13 protein-coding genes and 1 tRNA gene are annotated in these 18,510 nt (G+C 34.3%); 11 read left to right on the top strand and 3 right to left on the bottom strand.

Annotated elements, in window-relative coordinates:
* Positions 1 to 396 precede the first annotated feature (396 nt).
* Entirely contained in the window at positions 397 to 1,188 is a 792-nt protein-coding gene (locus F9279_RS21535) for a formate/nitrite transporter family protein (protein ID WP_152116254.1), read from the bottom strand.
* Between the two features lie 390 nt (positions 1,189 to 1,578).
* On the opposite strand from F9279_RS21535, the gene F9279_RS21540 reads away from it, so the two are divergent.
* Both F9279_RS21540 and F9279_RS21545 read left to right on the top strand, forming a co-directional pair.
* A complete protein-coding gene (locus F9279_RS21540; RefSeq protein ID WP_152116255.1) occupies positions 1,579 to 3,060 on the top strand; it encodes an MFS transporter in 1,482 nt (493 codons plus the stop codon).
* Between the two features lie 218 nt (positions 3,061 to 3,278).
* A tRNA-Gly gene (locus tag F9279_RS21545) sits at positions 3,279 to 3,352 on the top strand.
* A 400-nt stretch (positions 3,353 to 3,752) separates the two neighbouring features.
* On the opposite strand, the gene F9279_RS21550 is transcribed toward F9279_RS21545, so the two are convergent.
* On the bottom strand, positions 3,753 to 4,418 hold the full coding sequence (locus tag F9279_RS21550) for a B3/4 domain-containing protein (RefSeq protein ID WP_152116256.1): 666 nt from the start codon (positions 4,416 to 4,418) through the stop codon (positions 3,753 to 3,755).
* Positions 4,419 to 4,548: 130 nt separating this feature from the next.
* On the opposite strand from F9279_RS21550, the gene queG reads away from it, so the two are divergent.
* The 9 genes from queG (at position 4,549) to F9279_RS21595 (ending at position 16,709) form a co-directional block, all read left to right on the top strand.
* A complete protein-coding gene (gene queG, locus F9279_RS21555) occupies positions 4,549 to 5,679 on the top strand; it encodes a tRNA epoxyqueuosine(34) reductase QueG (protein WP_152116257.1) in 1,131 nt (376 codons plus the stop codon).
* 76 nt (positions 5,680 to 5,755) lie between these two features.
* Complete coding sequence (locus F9279_RS21560) at positions 5,756 to 6,634, top strand: amidase domain-containing protein (RefSeq protein ID WP_152116258.1); 879 nt, start codon at positions 5,756 to 5,758, stop codon at positions 6,632 to 6,634.
* Between the two features lie 71 nt (positions 6,635 to 6,705).
* Positions 6,706 to 7,188, top strand: a complete 483-nt coding sequence (gene trmL / locus F9279_RS21565; protein ID WP_152116259.1) for a tRNA (uridine(34)/cytosine(34)/5-carboxymethylaminomethyluridine(34)-2'-O)-methyltransferase TrmL — start codon at positions 6,706 to 6,708, stop codon at positions 7,186 to 7,188.
* A 127-nt stretch (positions 7,189 to 7,315) separates the two neighbouring features.
* The gene (nfsA, locus tag F9279_RS21570) at positions 7,316 to 8,065 is read left to right on the top strand and encodes an oxygen-insensitive NADPH nitroreductase (RefSeq protein ID WP_152116260.1); all 750 of its coding nucleotides are present in this window, start codon (positions 7,316 to 7,318) and stop codon (positions 8,063 to 8,065) included.
* Positions 8,066 to 8,341: 276 nt separating this feature from the next.
* Entirely contained in the window at positions 8,342 to 8,806 is a 465-nt protein-coding gene (locus tag F9279_RS21575) for a hypothetical protein (RefSeq protein ID WP_152116261.1), read from the top strand.
* A 189-nt stretch (positions 8,807 to 8,995) separates the two neighbouring features.
* Positions 8,996 to 10,891, top strand: a complete 1,896-nt coding sequence (locus F9279_RS21580; protein WP_152116262.1) for a PrkA family serine protein kinase — start codon at positions 8,996 to 8,998, stop codon at positions 10,889 to 10,891.
* A gap of 236 nt (positions 10,892 to 11,127) precedes the next feature.
* Positions 11,128 to 12,336, top strand: a complete 1,209-nt coding sequence (gene yhbH, locus F9279_RS21585; protein ID WP_152116263.1) for a sporulation protein YhbH — start codon at positions 11,128 to 11,130, stop codon at positions 12,334 to 12,336.
* A gap of 464 nt (positions 12,337 to 12,800) precedes the next feature.
* Positions 12,801 to 14,798, top strand: coding sequence for an ATP-dependent nuclease (locus F9279_RS21590; RefSeq protein WP_152116264.1), 1,998 nt, complete (start codon positions 12,801 to 12,803; stop codon positions 14,796 to 14,798).
* 12 nt (positions 14,799 to 14,810) lie between these two features.
* Positions 14,811 to 16,709 (top strand): UvrD-helicase domain-containing protein, encoded by a 1,899-nt coding sequence (locus F9279_RS21595; RefSeq protein ID WP_226793809.1) that lies wholly within the window; start codon positions 14,811 to 14,813, stop codon positions 16,707 to 16,709.
* 112 nt (positions 16,710 to 16,821) lie between these two features.
* On the opposite strand, the gene F9279_RS21600 is transcribed toward F9279_RS21595, so the two are convergent.
* Positions 16,822 to 18,375 (bottom strand): recombinase family protein, encoded by a 1,554-nt coding sequence (locus F9279_RS21600; RefSeq protein ID WP_094768452.1) that lies wholly within the window; start codon positions 18,373 to 18,375, stop codon positions 16,822 to 16,824.
* Positions 18,376 to 18,510 lie beyond the last annotated feature (135 nt).

The raw sequence follows: 18,510 nt of genomic DNA on the forward strand, positions 1-18,510 counted from the left end.
AGATACATATTCTTTATACTCTTGTGAAAAGTGCTTTCCCATATTTTGAACACGTCCTTTTAAATGATAGTTTTATTATAATAAATTCTCATTTATACGTGTCCACTTTTTAGACTAACTCTAGAAGTAACGAAAATAAGGGAATTTCTACGACTATTTTTCTAAAAGTGGTCTTTTTCATATTCTCTATGGTACGAAGCAGCACACATTATTTCATATCTCTTTCGATTTTCTACTATTTCCCTATTTAAATAGGTGAAGTACATCAAAAAATCCCTCGTTTTCCATTATGATACGTAAGGATTTAACTCTATTTTCACAAAATTGTCCATAGACAATTTTGTTTTTCAACAGTATGAGACCTTCAATATAGGAAGGTCTCTATTCATTTAACAATTATTTTCCTTCTTCTTCATCTAAGAAAGGCTTGTTCACATAATAATACATAAAGCCCATAAAGCCAACACCACCTACAAGGTTTCCAAGTGTTACTGGAATTAGGTTTCGAATAATAGCTGGAATAGTGACAGCTGGATTTTGGTCTAGTACATAGGAAATAGAAAATGTAACCATGTTAGCAATACTATGTTCATAACCAGAGATAAAGAAACAAAATACTAATAAAACCATAACAGCAATTTTAGCTGTATTTTCTTTCATAGACATAGGGATAAAGAATGCTAAACACACAAGCCAGTTACACAAAATCCCTCTAAAGAATAGTTCACTTATGGGTGCTTCTAATTTTCCTTCAGCAGCATGAAGTAAGAATTCGTTAACAGAAGGAGATTTAAAAAGACCAGTTAAAAGAATAAAGATTGCAAAAAAGATTGCTCCAACAATATTGCCTGCATAACTAGTACCCCATACTTTAAAAACATCAGACCACATGATTTTCTTTCTTAGTGCTGCATACGTATAATAAAAAGTATTCCCTGTAAATAAATCTCCTCCACCATAGGCGATAAGAATAATGGCTGCACCGAACACTAAAGCTCCCATTGGATAAGCAAAAGGAGAACCAACAGAATAAAAAAAGTTTCCAGTCTTAAAAGCAACAATGACACCAAATCCAATAAACATACTAGCTAAAACTGCACGCATAAATAATAGAAATTTACTTTTTTTAAATATCTTCAATTTTTTTAAAGCCAGTTTTTCTACCTCATTAAGTGATGCACCTTCCATGAGTAATACCTCCTTAAACACTACCTTCATGTTTCTAACCCATATTATGAACCTGATTTGTCACGAAATCAATAATATATTGTGAAAATATACACAATATCTAAAAGATTTCATATTTTGTTCACGAATCATGGTGTATGTACTCCTCGAAGTAAATAAATAGATATTAAAAAATATGCAAATAATATGCAAGATTTTTCTGAAAATACAGTTAAATATAAATTGAGCACTATTATAACTCCTTCAAAAAAGCTTGTAGCAGTAAGGGGAAATTAGCATGGAATATTCTGTCGAATATTTCGTGTTATATTTTCTAACAAATGTATAGACTTTATATTTATTCAATCATAAAATAGAAATAGAGAATATACTTAGGGAGTTGAGAGCTTCATGTCATCAGCATATCGAATTTCCATGCTAGTTAATGATCAGCCAGGAGTTCTGGCTCGAATATCGAATTTATTTGGTTCTCATGATGTGAACATTGAGAGTATAAAAACCAAAAAATATAAACAAGAAGAAACAACAAGAATTCAAATAGCAAGTTCTGCTGAAGAAAAGCAGGTAAAAAGTCTAATCATTGGATTACAAGGTTTAATGGATGTTGTAGAGGTTGATGCTGATACCATACAACGATCTTCATTTCAACAAAGACTGCAACAACGAGCGGATACGATTCAAGTATTACAACAGCAGAAAACATTAAGTAGGAAAGCCTCTTATTGGTTTGTTGCGTGTAGTTTATTTTTAACCTTATTTGGAACCAATATTCCAGCTTCCTTATATTCACTTTACAGAGTGGAATGGGGACTAACCTCTGGGATGATTTCTTTAGTGTTTGCCATTTATGCTTTCACTGTTATTCCAGCCATTATTATTGCAGGACAATTATCTGATCAGATTGGGCGAAAAAAGGTAATAATTCCGGGAATATTTTTCTCTCTTGTTGGAACAGCATGCTTTACCATTGCAAATGGGATAGAGATGCTCCTTATAGGAAGATTGTTTCAAGGATTATCTGTTGGAATATTAAATGGAGTTGCTGTAGCTGCCTTAACGGAGCTAGATGATAGAAGGAACACAAAGAAAACAGCCTTAATTTGTGCGCTTGCTGTAACTCTAGGCAATGCTCTTGGTCCGATTCTTTCTGGATTATTAGGAGATTTTGCTCCAATTCCTTTAAGACTTTCTTATTATGTACACTTATTATTAATCATTCCGTGCTTCTTCGCATTATTCTTCTTGAATGAAAATATAAGACCAGGCTTAAAACCAGTACAGTTAAAGAAACCATATGTACCAAAAGCAATAGTAAAGCCGTTTATTGTGGCATCTTTTACTTCTTTTCTTGCATGGTCCATCATCAGTATGTTTATGTCTATTATTCCATCAAACTTATCTAGTTTTACGGAGTTAAATAGTCTTACTATCTCTGGAATTGTGGTAGCTTTAGGACTTATTGCGGCAGCTGCGAACCAGATTTTATTAAAGCAGCTCTCTTTAAAGAAGCTGATGACAGTGGGATATGTTTTTCTAGCTTTAGGACTTTTCTTATTAGTTATTACAATTTATGCACAATCTTTAACACTGTTATTACTTTCTGCTGTTTTGATAGGAGCAGGTAATGGCCCAGCATATGCAGGTAGCTTAGCATTAGTAAACGAAGTGGCTCCAACTCAAATGAAAGGCAATATTGTTTCTTTCTTTTTTGTGATTACTTATTTAGGTGTAAGTCTACCTGTGATTGGGCTTGGGTTTATTACACAAACCATTGGGGTTGCAGGAGCTGTAACAGGGTATGCTATAATGATGGGGATTTTTATTGTGATTGTATCAGGATTTGCTTGGAAGGAAAGAAAATCTATTTTTTAATAAGTTAATTAGTGAGTCAGTATCTCTAAAGATGCTGACTTTTTTAAAATTATTTTGTATAATAGTCATAATTATAAGAACATTTCATAAACTGAATATCGTGAGGTTAAGAGAAAAAAAGATATAAAGAAATTTGTCGAAAATAGTTGCTTTTTTACGAATGTGAATATATAATAAAAAACGTGTTAAAGATACTTTAAGAAATTGTTAAGAAATATGCGGGTGTAGTTTAATGGTAAAACCTCAGCCTTCCAAGCTGATGTCGTGGGTTCGATTCCCATCACCCGCTCCATACATAAGTCACAACGCAGTGTTTCGTATCACTTAGAAGAACGAAGCATTGCGTTTTATATTTTACGAAAAAAACATGGAGATGTCTCCATGTTTTTTTATTTATAAATATAAATCTTCCTCTAATGCTAAAATAATTTTGGTTCACCATTAAATCCGCAGTAATCTGCAAAAATAACCGGAGATTTCCGGTTAAATGTAGATAATCTCTTACTTATAAGGGAAATAAGCGGAGTTTTCCGGCTAAGTAAGGAAAAATACTCCGATTTCATGTGTTTTAAGGAAATAGGCGGAAATCCTCCGTCTATTGTAGATGTTTTTCATGTTAGTAACGAAAATAAGAGGATTTCTGCGACTATTTATCTGATCAGGTGCTTCACAGTAGCAAAAAAACATGGTACCTATTCCACAATAGAAAATCTTGCCTCCCCACCATGAATTTGTACAAACATATTTTTTAAGGATTCTACCATCTTTTCTGCGGTGTCCTTAGAAATAGATGGTTGCAGATAAACAGTTTGAATAGCGGCATTTGTTGTCAACTGAACAGGTGCTCTATCCGAATCTACAAATGGACTTCCAAAAGGGCCTTTTACATCCTCTGAAATGATTAAATGTTCAAGGGAATTACTGCGACCATTTAGACCATTATAATACTCATCTGCTTCTCCAATGCGAATGTTTATTTTTCCTTCAAGCTGACTAGAATCATAAGAACCGATCGGAATACCATATTGTAGGGAAAAGAAATTATTTAAATCTATACTACTATTAATTGGCTGTAAGTAATTTTGTTTTTTTACTCTTCTAAACAATGCTTCGGCAGAATGACGATAGCGATTAGGATCCTTTCCTGTTTTCTTAAAGATTTCACGCCATTCTTTAATAGAGGCAACATCTGTAACATTTTTTTCTTCTAAGTCAAAGAAAATGGATTCCTGAAATAGCTGTAGACGCCCTTTTACCATTTGGGGAGAAGTTCCCACTTCTATGCCTTTATATTGGATAAAACCAATTTTAAAATCTGGTATTAACTTTTTTAAATCTTCTGAGATTGAAATATCCAATATATTCACCTCCAATATAGACTCTTTTTATGTTATTCTATATTTTAGCGTAAAAATCGTTTAAAACCAATGTTTGTTAAGCTAAACTAGCATTCATTATGGTCGACTTGAGAGAAAAGGGGGAGACTCCATGAATTATCAACAATTAAAAGAAGATATAATAGCATACAGTAAAACAATAGGTATTGATAAAATAGGATTTACAACCGCTAGTACATTTGAAGAAATGAAAGTTAGATTAATACAACAGCAAGAATTAAACTATCAATCTGGTTTTGAAGAAAAAGACATTGAGAAAAGGGTAAATCCCTCCCTCCTGATGGATCAACCTAAGTCTATCATTTCTATTGCCTTAGCTTATCCTTCTAAGATGAAAGATAGAGTGGTTAGCAAAAAGGGTGCTAGAAGAGGGATTTTCTGCCGAGCATCATGGGGAACAGATTACCATGTAGTATTAAATGATCGTTTGAAGAAGCTTGAAGAATATATTAAAAATAGAATTCCAGATGCACTTTGTAAATCAATGGTAGACACTGGAGAATTAGTAGATCGTGCGGTTGCCCAACGATCTGGAATTGGTTGGTCAGGTAAGAACTGTGCCATCATTACTCCTGAATTCGGTTCTTATGTATATTTAGGAGAAATGATTACAAACTTACCTCTTGATCCAGATACACCTATGGAAGACCAATGTGGTACATGCAATAAATGTATTGAAGTTTGTCCTACAGGAGCATTAATACAGGGTGGACAATTAAATGCTCAAAGATGTATTGCTTTTCAAACGCAAACAAAGGGCTTTTTAGCAGAGGAATTTAGGGAGAAACTTGGAAATCGTATATACGGTTGTGATACATGTCAAACCATTTGTCCGAAAAATAAAGGAATGGATTTTCATAATCATCCAGAAATGGAACCAGACCCAGAAATTGCGAAACCGCTATTACAGCCTTTATTATTTATTAGCAATAAAGAGTTTAAAGAGAAGTATGGATATATTTCTGGTTCTTGGCGCGGGAAAAAGCCTATTCAACGAAATGCTATTATTGCACTTGCTCATTTTAAAGAGGTTGGGGCAGTTGGTGACTTGATTACTGTTATGCAAAAAGATTCAAGACCAGTTATCCGCGGAACAGCAGCATGGGCACTTGGTAAACTTGGAGGAGAAGACTCTAAAACTGCATTAGAGGTAGCTATTAAGAAAGAAGAAGATAATGAAGTATTGCAAGAGATACAAGATGCCTTACAACGTTTAGCTTAAGAAGGAATTTTTCCTTCTTTTTTTTGTGCAATTATTTCCTTCCATCTCATAGTTATTAAGGAAGGGAGTTGATAACATGAAACAACAATTAATGGAGATAGTCGAAAAAAGAATACAACAATGTGTTTCTAAGGAAAGAACGAGTTCAGTAGATGAGAAAATAGATCGAAAGAAGCAGTTATTTGAAAGAAGAAATGCAGAAATTGTTCATGTAAAAGCCAAAGGCAATGTTGAAAGCAAAAAACTAATGGAAGAAGAATCTGAGGAGCTCATTTATTGTGTACATCTTCAATATTTTATTAAGCAAGGAGAGCTTTTCTTTGTAGAGGAAGAGGTAGAAAAGAGGAAAGGGATCTTTTATAAAGGAGTACTTATTGAAGATATCGAACTACAGCCTAATTATTTTGATCGAGATCAAAGTATCCCGATAACAGAAGAATTTAGAGATACAAATGAATCCTGGAGTCGCTATAAGTATGATCGAACAAAGGCAGTTCAGTATGCGGAGAAATGGTGGAATAGCTATAATCCCAAGTATAAGCAGTTTGAAGTGGACTGTACCAACTATATCTCTCAATGTGTCCATGAAGGTGGAGCGCCGATGCGAGGATATCCTAATCGAAACAAGGGCTGGTGGATGCAAAATAATAATTGGAGTTACAGTTGGTCTGTAGCTAATGCTTTTCCTAGGTATCTAGCCTCTTCAACAGCAGGACTTCGTGCAAAAGAAGTTAAGACTGCAATGGAATTAAAGCTAGGAGATGTCATTTGTTATGACTTCGAAGGGGATGGAAAGTGGAACCATACTACTATTGTCACAGGAAAGGATGCTAATGGTGAACCACTTGTTAACGCGCATACTTATAATAGTAGAATGAGGTATTGGGCATATGAAGATTCCACTGCTTATACGCCTAATATTAAATATAAATTTTTTACTATTATTGACGGATAAAAAGTCTCTTTCGCTTTTTTAACAACCTAGGTGTATAATGATACGGAAGAAATCGTTAGAGGTGACTAGACTTGGCAATTCACATTGTATTATATCAACCGCAAATCCCTTCCAACACAGGTAATATCGCAAGAACATGTGCTGGAACAGATACTGTTTTACATTTAATTAGACCTTTAGGTTTTTCCACTGATGATAAGATGCTTAAACGGGCAGGACTTGATTATTGGGAATTCGTAGATATTCGTTACCATGATTCATTAGAAGATTTTTTTAGTGCTAATGAAGGTGGAGAGTTCTATTATATTACGAAATTTGGAAAGATTACTTACTCTTCCTTTGATTATAGTGACCCTGAGAAAGACCACTATTTTATCTTTGGAAGAGAAACAACTGGTCTTCCAGATGAATTGATTCAAAATAACTTAGACCGTGCATTGCGCATACCAATGACGGATAATATCCGTTCATTGAATTTATCTAACACGGCAGCTATTCTTGTATACGAAGCATTAAGACAGCAAGACTTTAGTGATTTGAAAAAGCAATATTAAGGGTTGGGGAGTATATTTGTTAAAGAATATACTTCTTTTTTTATGAAAAAAAGCTAATTCTTATGGATTTTTTGTGGATTGGTATATCATAAACATATATTCACTATTCTAAAGAGGTGCTGTTTATATGAATCAAACGATAGAAACGATATTAAATCATCGTTCTGTAAGAAAATTTACAGAGCAATCTCTAACACAAGAGCAAATTCATCAGATAGTAGAGGCTGCGCAAAGTGCGTCAACTTCTAGTTTCATTCAAGCCTATAGCATTATTGGTGTCAGTAATCCAGAGAAAAAGAAGAAATTAGCTGAATTAGCTGGGAACCAAAGTTATGTTGAAAATAATGGACATACGTTTGTTTTTTGTGCAGATTTATATCGTCATGAGGTGGCAGCAGAGATGGAAGGAAAGAACATTTCTGAAACGCTTGAGAGTACGGAGAAATTTATGGTGAGCTTAATTGATGCGGCACTAGCAGCTCAAAATGCATCCATAGCAGCAGAATCCATGGGTCTTGGAATTTGTTATATAGGTGGAATTCGCAATAATTTAAATGAAGTAAGTGAACTACTAAAAACACCTGATCATGTTATTCCACTATTTGCATTAGTTGTAGGATATCCAGATCAGCAAACGGATAAGAAACCAAGAGCTCCATTTCACCATATTTATCATGAAGATGAGTATGAGCAGGATAAGGAACAATATAAAAAAGAGCTTTTAGAATACAATGCGCAAATCTCTGAATATTACAAGGAAAGAACAGCTGGAAAACGTGCTGATACTTGGACTTCTCAAATGGTGGGGATGCTTGACCAAAAGTCACGTTTATATATGAAGGATTTTGTAACAAAGAAGAAATTTGATTTAAGATAACTTAGAATGTGGTTCTTGGCATATGCTGAGAGCTGCATTTTTTGTGCGGATTTTGGGAAGGAGATGTCTTGGAATTTTGAGGTTCTAAAGGAAAAGGAAAGAACCACTTGAAGGAATAGAAGTAAAGAAAATGGTTCTAAGAGGAGAGCAAAGAAACGCTTTTAAATGGGAATGTCTATGAAGTGGTTTATAGAGTAACTTATTAACAACAATAATTAGTTTTTTAATCATTACTATAAATATCAAGGAACCATGTACGATTGTGACTGTTTAAGCATGTACCAATTTACTCTTTTTCTTTTACGTATTCATTTTTGGTCGTTCATTTATGAAATGAAGGCCCGAATACCAGTTTCGCCCCCAGAAAGGTCGTTCATTTATGAGATGAAGGCCAAAATTCCAGTTTCGTCCCCAAAAAGGTCGTTCATTCATGAAATGAAAGCCCGAATACCAGTTTCGTCCCCAAAAAGGTCGTTCATTTATGAGATGAAAGCCCGAATTTCAGTTTCGTCCCCAAAAAGGTCGTTCATTCATGAAATGAAAGCCCGAATACCAGTTTCGTCCCCAAAAAGGTCGTTCATTTATGAGATGAAAGCCCGAATTTCAGTTTCGTCCCCAAAAAGGTCGTTCATTTATGAAATGAAAGCCCGAATACCAGTCAAGGCCAAAAGAAGGTCGTTCATTCTTCATATCCCCCGCTTTTTACTTATGCATTATTACCAATCAAACAAATTCTATTAAACACACCTTCGCTCATATACTCACAAAAATAATCACCAACAGAAGGAAAGAATGTATTCCTCTAAAAGGGGGCTATACTGTAAAAGTATTTTTCTTCCAATAAACAATTCAGACTTTTTAAGCATGTTCATATATGCTGTAGCATACAATAAATTAATCGTCTCTGATAAAGTGACAGGGGAGGTCCATATGAATATATTAAAGAAAATCGAGATGTATAGACAAGAAGAAGAGTTGTTGAAGTGGGAAGGGACATTTGGCGAATATTTAGAGATTTTAAGGGAAAAACCTTGGGTAGCGCAATCTGCGCATTCTAGAGTATACAATATGATTAAAGATGCTGGTATTGATGAAGTAAATGGGAAAAAAGAATATAATTTTTTCTCCGATCAGTTATTTGGTCTAGAAGAGCCTTTAGAGAGATTAGTAGAAGAATATTTTCATCCTGCTGCCAAAAGACTAGATGTTAGAAAACGTATTCTCCTTCTTATGGGACCAGTAAGTGGTGGTAAATCAACTTTAGTAACCATGTTAAAAAGAGGTCTTGAAGCATACACGTATACAGATAAAGGTGCTGTTTATGCTATTAAAGGATGCCCAATGCATGAAGATCCGCTTCATATGATTCCACATAGTCTAAGAAAAGATTTTTATGATGAATATGGAATTCGTATTGAAGGTAATCTATCTCCTTTGAACTTGATGAGATTACAAGAAGAGTATGGTGGCAAGATTGAAGAGGTTGTAGTAGAAAGAGTATTCTTTTCTGAAGATAAGCGAACAGGTATTGGAACCTTTAGCCCTTCTGATCCCAAATCTCAGGATATTGCTGACTTAACAGGTAGTATTGATTTCTCTACTATTGCTGAATATGGTTCAGAATCAGATCCACGTGCCTATCGTTTTGACGGGGAATTAAATAAGGCAAACCGAGGGATGATGGAATTTCAGGAGATGTTAAAATGTGATGAAAAATTCCTTTGGCATTTATTATCACTAACACAAGAAGGAAACTTTAAAGCAGGAAGATTTGCTCTTATCTCTGCTGATGAGTTAATTGTGGCACATACAAATGAAACGGAGTATCGCTCCTTTATCTCGAATAAAAAGAATGAAGCCTTGCATTCGCGTATTATTGTTATGCCAGTTCCATATAATCTAAAAGCAACAGAAGAAGAAAGAATCTATGAAAAAATGATTCGCGAAAGTGATGTTTCTGATGTTCATATTGCTCCACATACATTAAAAATCGCAGCAATCTTCACGATTTTGACTAGATTAAAAGAACCGAAAAAAGGTGATATTGATTTAGTGAAAAAAATGCGTCTGTATGATGGAGAGAATGTGGAAGGCTTTAGTTCTGCTGATCTTAAAGAATTGCAAAATGAATATGGTGATGAAGGAATGAGTGGTATTGACCCTCGTTATGTGATTAATCGTATTTCATCAACCATTATTCGCAAGGATGTTACGAGCATTAATGCTTTAGATGTTCTTCTTTCCTTAAAAGAAGGATTAGATCAGCATTCTTCTATTACGAATGAGTTAAAAGAAAAATACTTAAATTGCATTTCCCTTGCTCGAAAAGAATATGATGAAATTGCTAAGAAGGAAGTACAAAAAGCGTTCGTTTATTCTTATGAAGAGTCTGCAAAAACATTGATGGATAATTATTTGGATAATGTAGAAGCTTATTGTAATAAAAATAAATTGCGAGATCCATTAACAGGAGAGCCAATTAATCCAGATGAAAAATTAATGCGTTCTATTGAGGAGCAAATTGGTATTTCTGAAAATGCGAAAAAATCATTCCGTGAAGAAATACTCATTCGTATTTCTGCATATGCAAGAAAAGGAAAGAGATTTGATTACAACTCACATGATCGTTTACGTGAAGCTATTCAAAAGAAATTATTTGCTGATCTAAAAGATGTAGTGAAGATTACGACTTCTACAAAAACTCCAGATGAGCAGCAGTTGAAGAAAGTGAATGAAGTAGTTGCAAGGCTTGTTGATGAGCATGGCTACAATTCCACCTCAGCAAATGAATTATTACGTTATGTAGGTAGCTTATTAAATCGATAAAAGAAACTGGTCAAGGTGGAACGGGCATTTATGTCTGTTCCTTTTTTTCCATAAGAATGGTAGTTTCCATCTATGTGCCTAAAAAGCTTGATTATCTAAATTATTAGTAAATTATTTGTTGTTTTTGCATATGATAGAGTAATCACTTTATTTAGGTATAGTATTACCCAAATTAGTGTATGCATCAAGAAGATTATTGGTGAATAAAATCTAGAAATTTTTTAGGAGGGGAAAGAATGACCGAAAAACAAAATCAACATCAGTTTGTAATATCTCAAGAGAATTGGTCCCTCCATCGTAAAGGCCATGACGACCAGCAACGACATCAGGAAAAAGTGCAAGAAGCAATTAAAAATAACCTTCCTGATTTAATAACAGAAGAAAACATTGTTATGTCAAACGGCAGAGAAGTAGTAAAAATTCCTATTCGTTCACTAGATGAATACAAAATTCGATATAATTATGATAAGAATAAGCATGTAGGGCAAGGAGATGGAGATAGTCAGGTTGGCGATGTGGTCGCACGTGATGGATCTGGAACTCAAAAAGGCCCAGGGAAAGGGCAAGGCGCAGGAGATCAAGCAGGCGAAGATTACTTCGAAGCAGAAGTATCTTTGATGGAACTGGAAGAGGCTCTATTCAAACAATTAGAACTGCCGAATTTAAAGAAAAAAGAACAAGATCAAATAGTAGTAGAAAACATTGAGTTTAATGATATAAGAAAAGTAGGCTTAATGGGAAATATTGATAAGAAGAAAACAATGATCTCTGCCTTTAAAAGAAATGCTATGTCAGGTAAACCTGCCTTTCACCCTATTTATCCGGAAGATTTAAAATTCAAGACATGGAATGAAATCCAAAAACCTGAATCAAAAGCAGTTGTTCTTGCAATGATGGATACAAGTGGCTCTATGGGCTTATGGGAAAAGTATATGGCAAGAAGCTTTTTCTTTTGGATGACTAGATTCCTGCGTACAAAATATGAAACAGTAGAGATTGAGTTTATCGCCCATCATACGGAGGCAAAAGTAGTTTCAGAGGAAGATTTCTTTTCTAAAGGAGAAAGTGGAGGAACCATATGTTCTTCTGTCTATAGAAAAGCATTAGAACTAATTGATAATAAGTATGACCCAGAAAGGTTTAATATTTATCCATTCCACTTTTCTGATGGAGATAATTTAACGTCGGATAATGCAAGATGTGTCAAGCTAGTAGAAGAGTTAATGGAAGTATCTAATATGTTTGGCTATGGAGAGGTAAATCAATACAATCGTATACCCTCTACCCTTTTTGGATCTTACAGAAACATTAAAAATGAGAAGTTTAGGTACTATATACTGAAAAGTAAAGCAGATGTCTTTAACGCTTTAAAATTATTTTTTGCTCCGGAAAATAAAAATCATTTTGATGTAAGTGTAATGGGGAAAAACGAGAAAGTCCATTAACCAACAAGTTAACAAGGATTTTAATTGAGGATACAAGGACTCACATCAATATGTGTGTCCTTTTTTTGGTTTTTATGATACTAAGGATGAAGAACAAATATGATGATTTTGCAAAATGCTTACATTTCAATAACTGTTCTGGTCTAGAAATTAGTAAAGATACATTCCAATAATTAAAGAGAAATAAATGTGGCTTCACCACCTTTATTAGTTTTCGTTCGGTACGCTACTTTACAGGAGTAGCATTAGTGCAGAATGCAGGAACCTAAAAGTTCCTGACTCTATTTTTTTGTTCTTCTTTTGCGAAAAATCAGGAAAAATACCTTTTTTTATCTATTAAACTATTCTAAAGTAGAAATAACAGGAAAAAGCCGAGGACATATGTTGGTTTGATTATCATTTAAGCTGAGTACACTATTTTTTAAGATATTGTGTAATTTACGTTTTAATAGGAGGACTAAAATATGATCATACAACAACTTAAAATTAAAAATTTTAGATCGTTTGGAGATACAGAAACAATCATTAATTTATCCAATATTAGCACCTTTGTGGGTAGTAATAGTTCAGGTAAAACTGCTACACTTCAAGCCTTACAAAAGTTGTTCGGTATAACACAAAACGAACGTACGCTGGTAAAAGGAGATTTCCATAGCGCCCCCTCTTCTCAACCTGATTCCGTTAAAGAAATGAGTTTATACATAGAAGTTAAAATTGCATTTCCTGAATTAACAGATTCTCAACAAGATATCGGTAATAAAAGCGTTCCTCCATTTTTCTCACATTTTACGATAAATTCTCCGAAAGAACACCCTTACGTAAGAATGAGATTAGAGGGTAAGTGGTTTGCAGGATCGACACCGGAAGGAGAAATTGAACAGAAACTTTTCTTCATCACTGTCCCCGAAGGAGAAGAGATAAATGAAGAATCAATTTCACCGGTTTCTCCACACCAACGCTCACAAATCAAGATGATTTATGTTCCTGCTATAAGGGAACCATTAGCACAGTTAAAGAATGCTTCAGGAACCATTCTATGGAGAATTTTACAAACTATTAATTGGCCAGAAGATATGGATCAGCAAATTAAATCAGAAATGAAGCCTGTTGATGAGCTGTTTGGGAGTATTGAGGGTGTTGGTGAAATAAAAACAATAGTTAGCGAACAGTGGAGAAAATATCATAGTGATCTTCGTTATCAAGATGCAAATTTGGAATTCAATAGCACAACATTGGATTCTATACTAAAAAAGCTTGAAGTTCAATTTTCACCTACGCAGGAAACGAGTTCATATACAATTGATAAGTTAGGCGATGGATTGCGATCTTTGTTTTATTTGTCACTTGTATCTTCTCTGTTAGAAGTTGAACAACAAATTACGGATAAGCCGACTGCTGCTCTTACTATTTTGGCAATTGAAGAACCTGAAAACCATATTTCCCCTCATTTATTAGGGAAAGTAGTGGAGAATTTAAATGAAATTTCTGAGAAGGATAATGCACAGGTTTTTTTAACCTCCCATAGTGAATCAATTATAAAACGTGTTTCACCAGAAGATATTTGTCACCTTCGAATAGATAAAACAGTTGGATATACAATAGCAAAAAAGATACAACTTCCCAGTAAAGAATCAGATGCTTTTAAATATATCAAAGAGGCTGTAATGGCTTATCCTGAAATTTATTTTGCTAAGCTTGTGATCTTAGGCGAAGGGGATACTGAAGAAATTATTATTCCAAAACTGTTAAAAGTTAAAGAAATTTCGTCATATGAAGCTGGCATATCAGTAGTTCCGTTAGGAGGAAGACATGTAAATCATATGTGGAAATTACTAAATCAATTAGATATACCCCATATCACTTTACTTGATTTAGACCGTGAACGAGGTGGAGGTGGATGGGGAAGAATTAAATATGTTTTACAAGAATTAATCAATAATGGACATAACAGAGACGAGTTATTACAAGTCGAAAGTGACTCTATGGATACAGTTATGACACAGCAAGAATTTGAGGAAATGTTAGGTTGGGAATTGGATGAAGAGTCAATCTCCATAATGAAAACATGGATTGAAAAATTACAAGGCGAAAAATATAACGTGTTCTTTTCCAGTCCTTTAGATTTAGATTTTCTGATGCTGGAGAATTTTCCGGCGAGCTATAAAAGTACAATGAGCAATGGACCAAGGTTACCCGATAAGGATACTAAACCGGATGAATATCAACAGAAAATTAAAAGTTCAATCCAAGCTACTTTAAAGAATGAAAAAGCTACTGGACACACATACAATGAACAACAACACGAACTCATGGCGTGGTATAATTCGCTTTTTCTTGGTAGAGGAAAACCTAGTACACATATTGAGGCATTGACCTATATTACTGATTCAGAGTTATTGAATAATTTTCCAGATGTATTTGAAAATTTAATAAACAGAATTAAACATTTAATAAGAATATAGGTGATATAAGTGGTGAATAAAACAGTTTGGCAGCCTTCTAATGGAATGATTTTAGAAGATGCTGCCGACCAAGCTGTTAAAAGTATTGGACACACATTAGTTGTTGCAGGACCGGGATCAGGAAAAACCGAGTTATTAGCTCAAAGAGCATCTTATTTATTAGAAACTAATATTTGTCAGGAACCAAAAAAAATATTAGCAATAAGTTTTAAGGTAGATGCGGCTGATAATTTACAAAACCGAGTCGAAAAAAGAGTAGGAAAGGACTTAGCAAAGCGATTCGAATCTAGGACATTTGATTCGTTTGCTAAATCACTGCTGGATAGATTCAGATTAGCACTTCCTTATAAATATCAACCGTCTGCCGATTACAATCTTATATTTTTCGAAAGGGACATAAAGGATATTGCGCAAGGTTTTATAACTGAACGCCATCCCAATCATCCTAATTGGCAACATGAGATACATTATCCTAAATTATTCAACAGATTAATTAATCAGTCTTTGCCTGTTTTTGAAGAACCTAATGATTTATACAGTTGGCTTAGCACTAGATTATGGGAGATTATGGTCAAAGGAAAAGGATCATTAAAAAGCTCGCTTACATTTCCTATGATTGCTAGATTAACAGAACTGATTTTAAACGAAAATCCATTAATTAAAAATGCTTTAAGAAAAACATACAGCCACGTTTTTCTAGATGAATTTCAGGACACAACTTATGTGCAATATGATTTATTAAAAACAGCTTTCTTGGGGTCAAATTCTGTGTTAACAGCAGTAGGTGATGATAAGCAGAGAATCATGGGATGGGCGGGTGCTATGGTTGATTCATTTAAAGATTTTACTAATGACTTTGGTTCCGCCAAGTACAATTTGATATTAAACCACCGTTCTGCGCCAAGGCTTGTAGAAATTCAAAATGTCTTGTCTCAGGCCATAAATGAAAATTCGTCGGTTGTAAAATCCTCAGATAAATGGTCCGCTAAAGGAGGAATATGTGAGGTATGGTCATTTAACGATCATATTCAAGAGGCAAAATACATTTCAAATATATTGCAAAAAAAATTAAAAAAAGTAAAGCCTCGCGATGTATGTATTCTTGTAAAACAGCAAGAAGATATTTATGCAAAGCAGTTAATTCATGAATTGAAAAATGTAGGCATTCAATCCCGTATTGAGAAGGAATTTCAAGATTTATTATCAGAAGAATATGTTCAATTGATTATCAACACACTTAAAATTGCAGCATTTAAAAACACACCCGAAAATTGGCAAAATATAATAAGATTTATTATTGAATTAAATGGAATTGATTCTAATGAAGAAATCGATAAAATGTGGCGAATGGAAAAGGGGTTACAAAGTTTTATTGAAGAACTAAGGGAAAGGATGAAGAAGACCCCAGAAGATCCTACAAAACAGCTAAACTTTATAACTGAACTCATAGACACAGTAGTAAACTTTTTTGGTTTGATTAAGATAAAGAATCTTTACTCAAAATATTCAATGGGTGATTTATTAGCGAAAACAAGAGAAAATGCTGCCAAAAAAATCACACAATCCTATGTGGATCACCAAACTTGGGATAAAGCGATTTTGGATTTCATAGGGGAATTTAGCATCCCTGTTATGACGATACATAAGAGTAAGGGGTTAGAGTATGATTCTGTGTTCTTTTTAGGTTTAGAAGACAATGCCTTTTGGAGTTTTAAGAATCAATCTGAGTCAGATATAAGGGCGTTCTTTGTTGCTTTATCTAGGGCGAAAAATGAAGTGTATTTTACGTTCAGTGAAACTAGAGAAATCATGCACTTTAAGGAGTTAAAAACGACTAATCAATCTCGGACCGTTATTTCTTCATTATATCAGTTGTTAGTAGATGCTGGAGTAGAATCTAAATCTTTATAATTCATTCATACATAGAGTATTATCATAACTTTGAACAACACAGCAAGGAATTTTTAAGATAAAGAGGGGCAACAAATGTTGTCCCTCTTATATCGTCTTTTATATTAAACCCTTAAATCTTAGGATATAATTCAATCTTAAACTGGTCTTTTTGGGTCCACTCTTTTTCCCTTAAATATGTTACTTTCTCAAGTACTGTTTTTAACAAGCGATTTTTCTTTTCAATGTCATCTGTGTCTTTATACGCATCCAACACCTTTTTTACTGTTGGTATATATTGATTTATGTTCTGTTCGTGAAATTTTGCTTTTTCTATTTCTTCTTCTAGAATGCTAATTTCATTTTTTGTCTGTTTTATAAGGTTTGCAACCATTTGCGAGCGTTCTAAAAATACATCCATAGTATATTCGCCAGTTTCTCGATACGTATGAATATTATCTTGTCGAAGGTATAATTTTTCTAACTCTTTTTCTTTGTTAGCTTTTACTTTTTCTTTTATGGTTATAGTCGAGCTTTCTTCTTTTTTTTCAATCATGCCTTCTTCAACTTCAAAATGTCCTATGATTTCCTCTAAGCCTTGAATAATACGTTGCTCCACAAGAGATAATATAGCCCCTTTTTGCACACCTTTACATTTAGGATTAGGGCAACGAATCATGTGGTTAGGCCTATTTTTTCTGGGCTGGTACCACATCGTATATCCACATACCTGACATTTAAGGATTCCTGCTAGTGGATTAGAGAGGGTTTTCGTCTGAACGGTAGAAGGTCTCCATCTGCCTGTATGTGCGCTATTGGCTGCCTCCCAGAGTTCTGGAGAAACTATTGGTGGATGAGCATTTTCTGTTATGGTCCATTTATCCCGCGGCATCTTTTTTCGGGAATTTCCCCCATTTCTTTTTGCACTCTTAAATTTCCCCCAAATGATATGTCCCATATAAACTTCATTTTTTACAATTGCAGTAATACTGGAAGGAGACCAGAAGTCAGACTCTTTGTCTGGTGGTTGAACACCTAGTTTATCCAGTTCAGCTGCTATTGCTTGTCTTCCATGTCCATCTCGCATCATTTCGAACATTTTTTTTACAACCCAATCAGTTTCAGAATCAGGTTCTAATTTTAGGTTTTCCAATCTTTTGTACCCATATGGAGGTTTTTTTGAGATAGATTTTCCTGCTGCTGCAGAGGTATGCCTTCCCCTTTGAAGGCGTTTTGTGATTGCTTTTAATTCTTCTCGTGCAATTAGAGATTTTATACTGAAAACAAGTTCCCATGTTTCATCTTCAGGATCATGAATCTCTGTTGGTGTTATAATCTTTGTCCCAGAAAATCGGAAAGCTCTATCCAACATTCCTTGATCGTACATATCTCCACGGCCTAATCGATCCAAGTCCATTACTAAGACTGCATCACAATGCACTTCATCTATTAAGCGTAGGAGTTTTTGCATTTCAGGCCGTTCATATATAGATTCCCCTGATACTACTTCTTCAAAAATACCAATTACATTATGATTTTCCTTTTTTACAATGGCCATAAGTGTATCTCTATGGCGAGTAAGTGTGTCATAAGTTTTATTTTCAGCTATCGCCTTTCGTTCTTCTTCAATATCTTTTCTGCTTTTGCGTAGATAGATATATACATCTAATTGAGTCGGTCTTTGCATTGAATTCACCTCTAACCAATTATACAACGAACATTACACGAAAAAAATCACAAATATATATAACTATTTTCATATAAGACTAATAATATGAAAAAGTGCCTGCTAAAATATTTCAAATAATTTAGCCGGAGGGGT

It is taken from the genome of Bacillus sp. B1-b2 (assembly GCF_009183415.1).
Classification (GTDB): Bacteria; Bacillota; Bacilli; order Bacillales; family Cytobacillaceae; genus Niallia.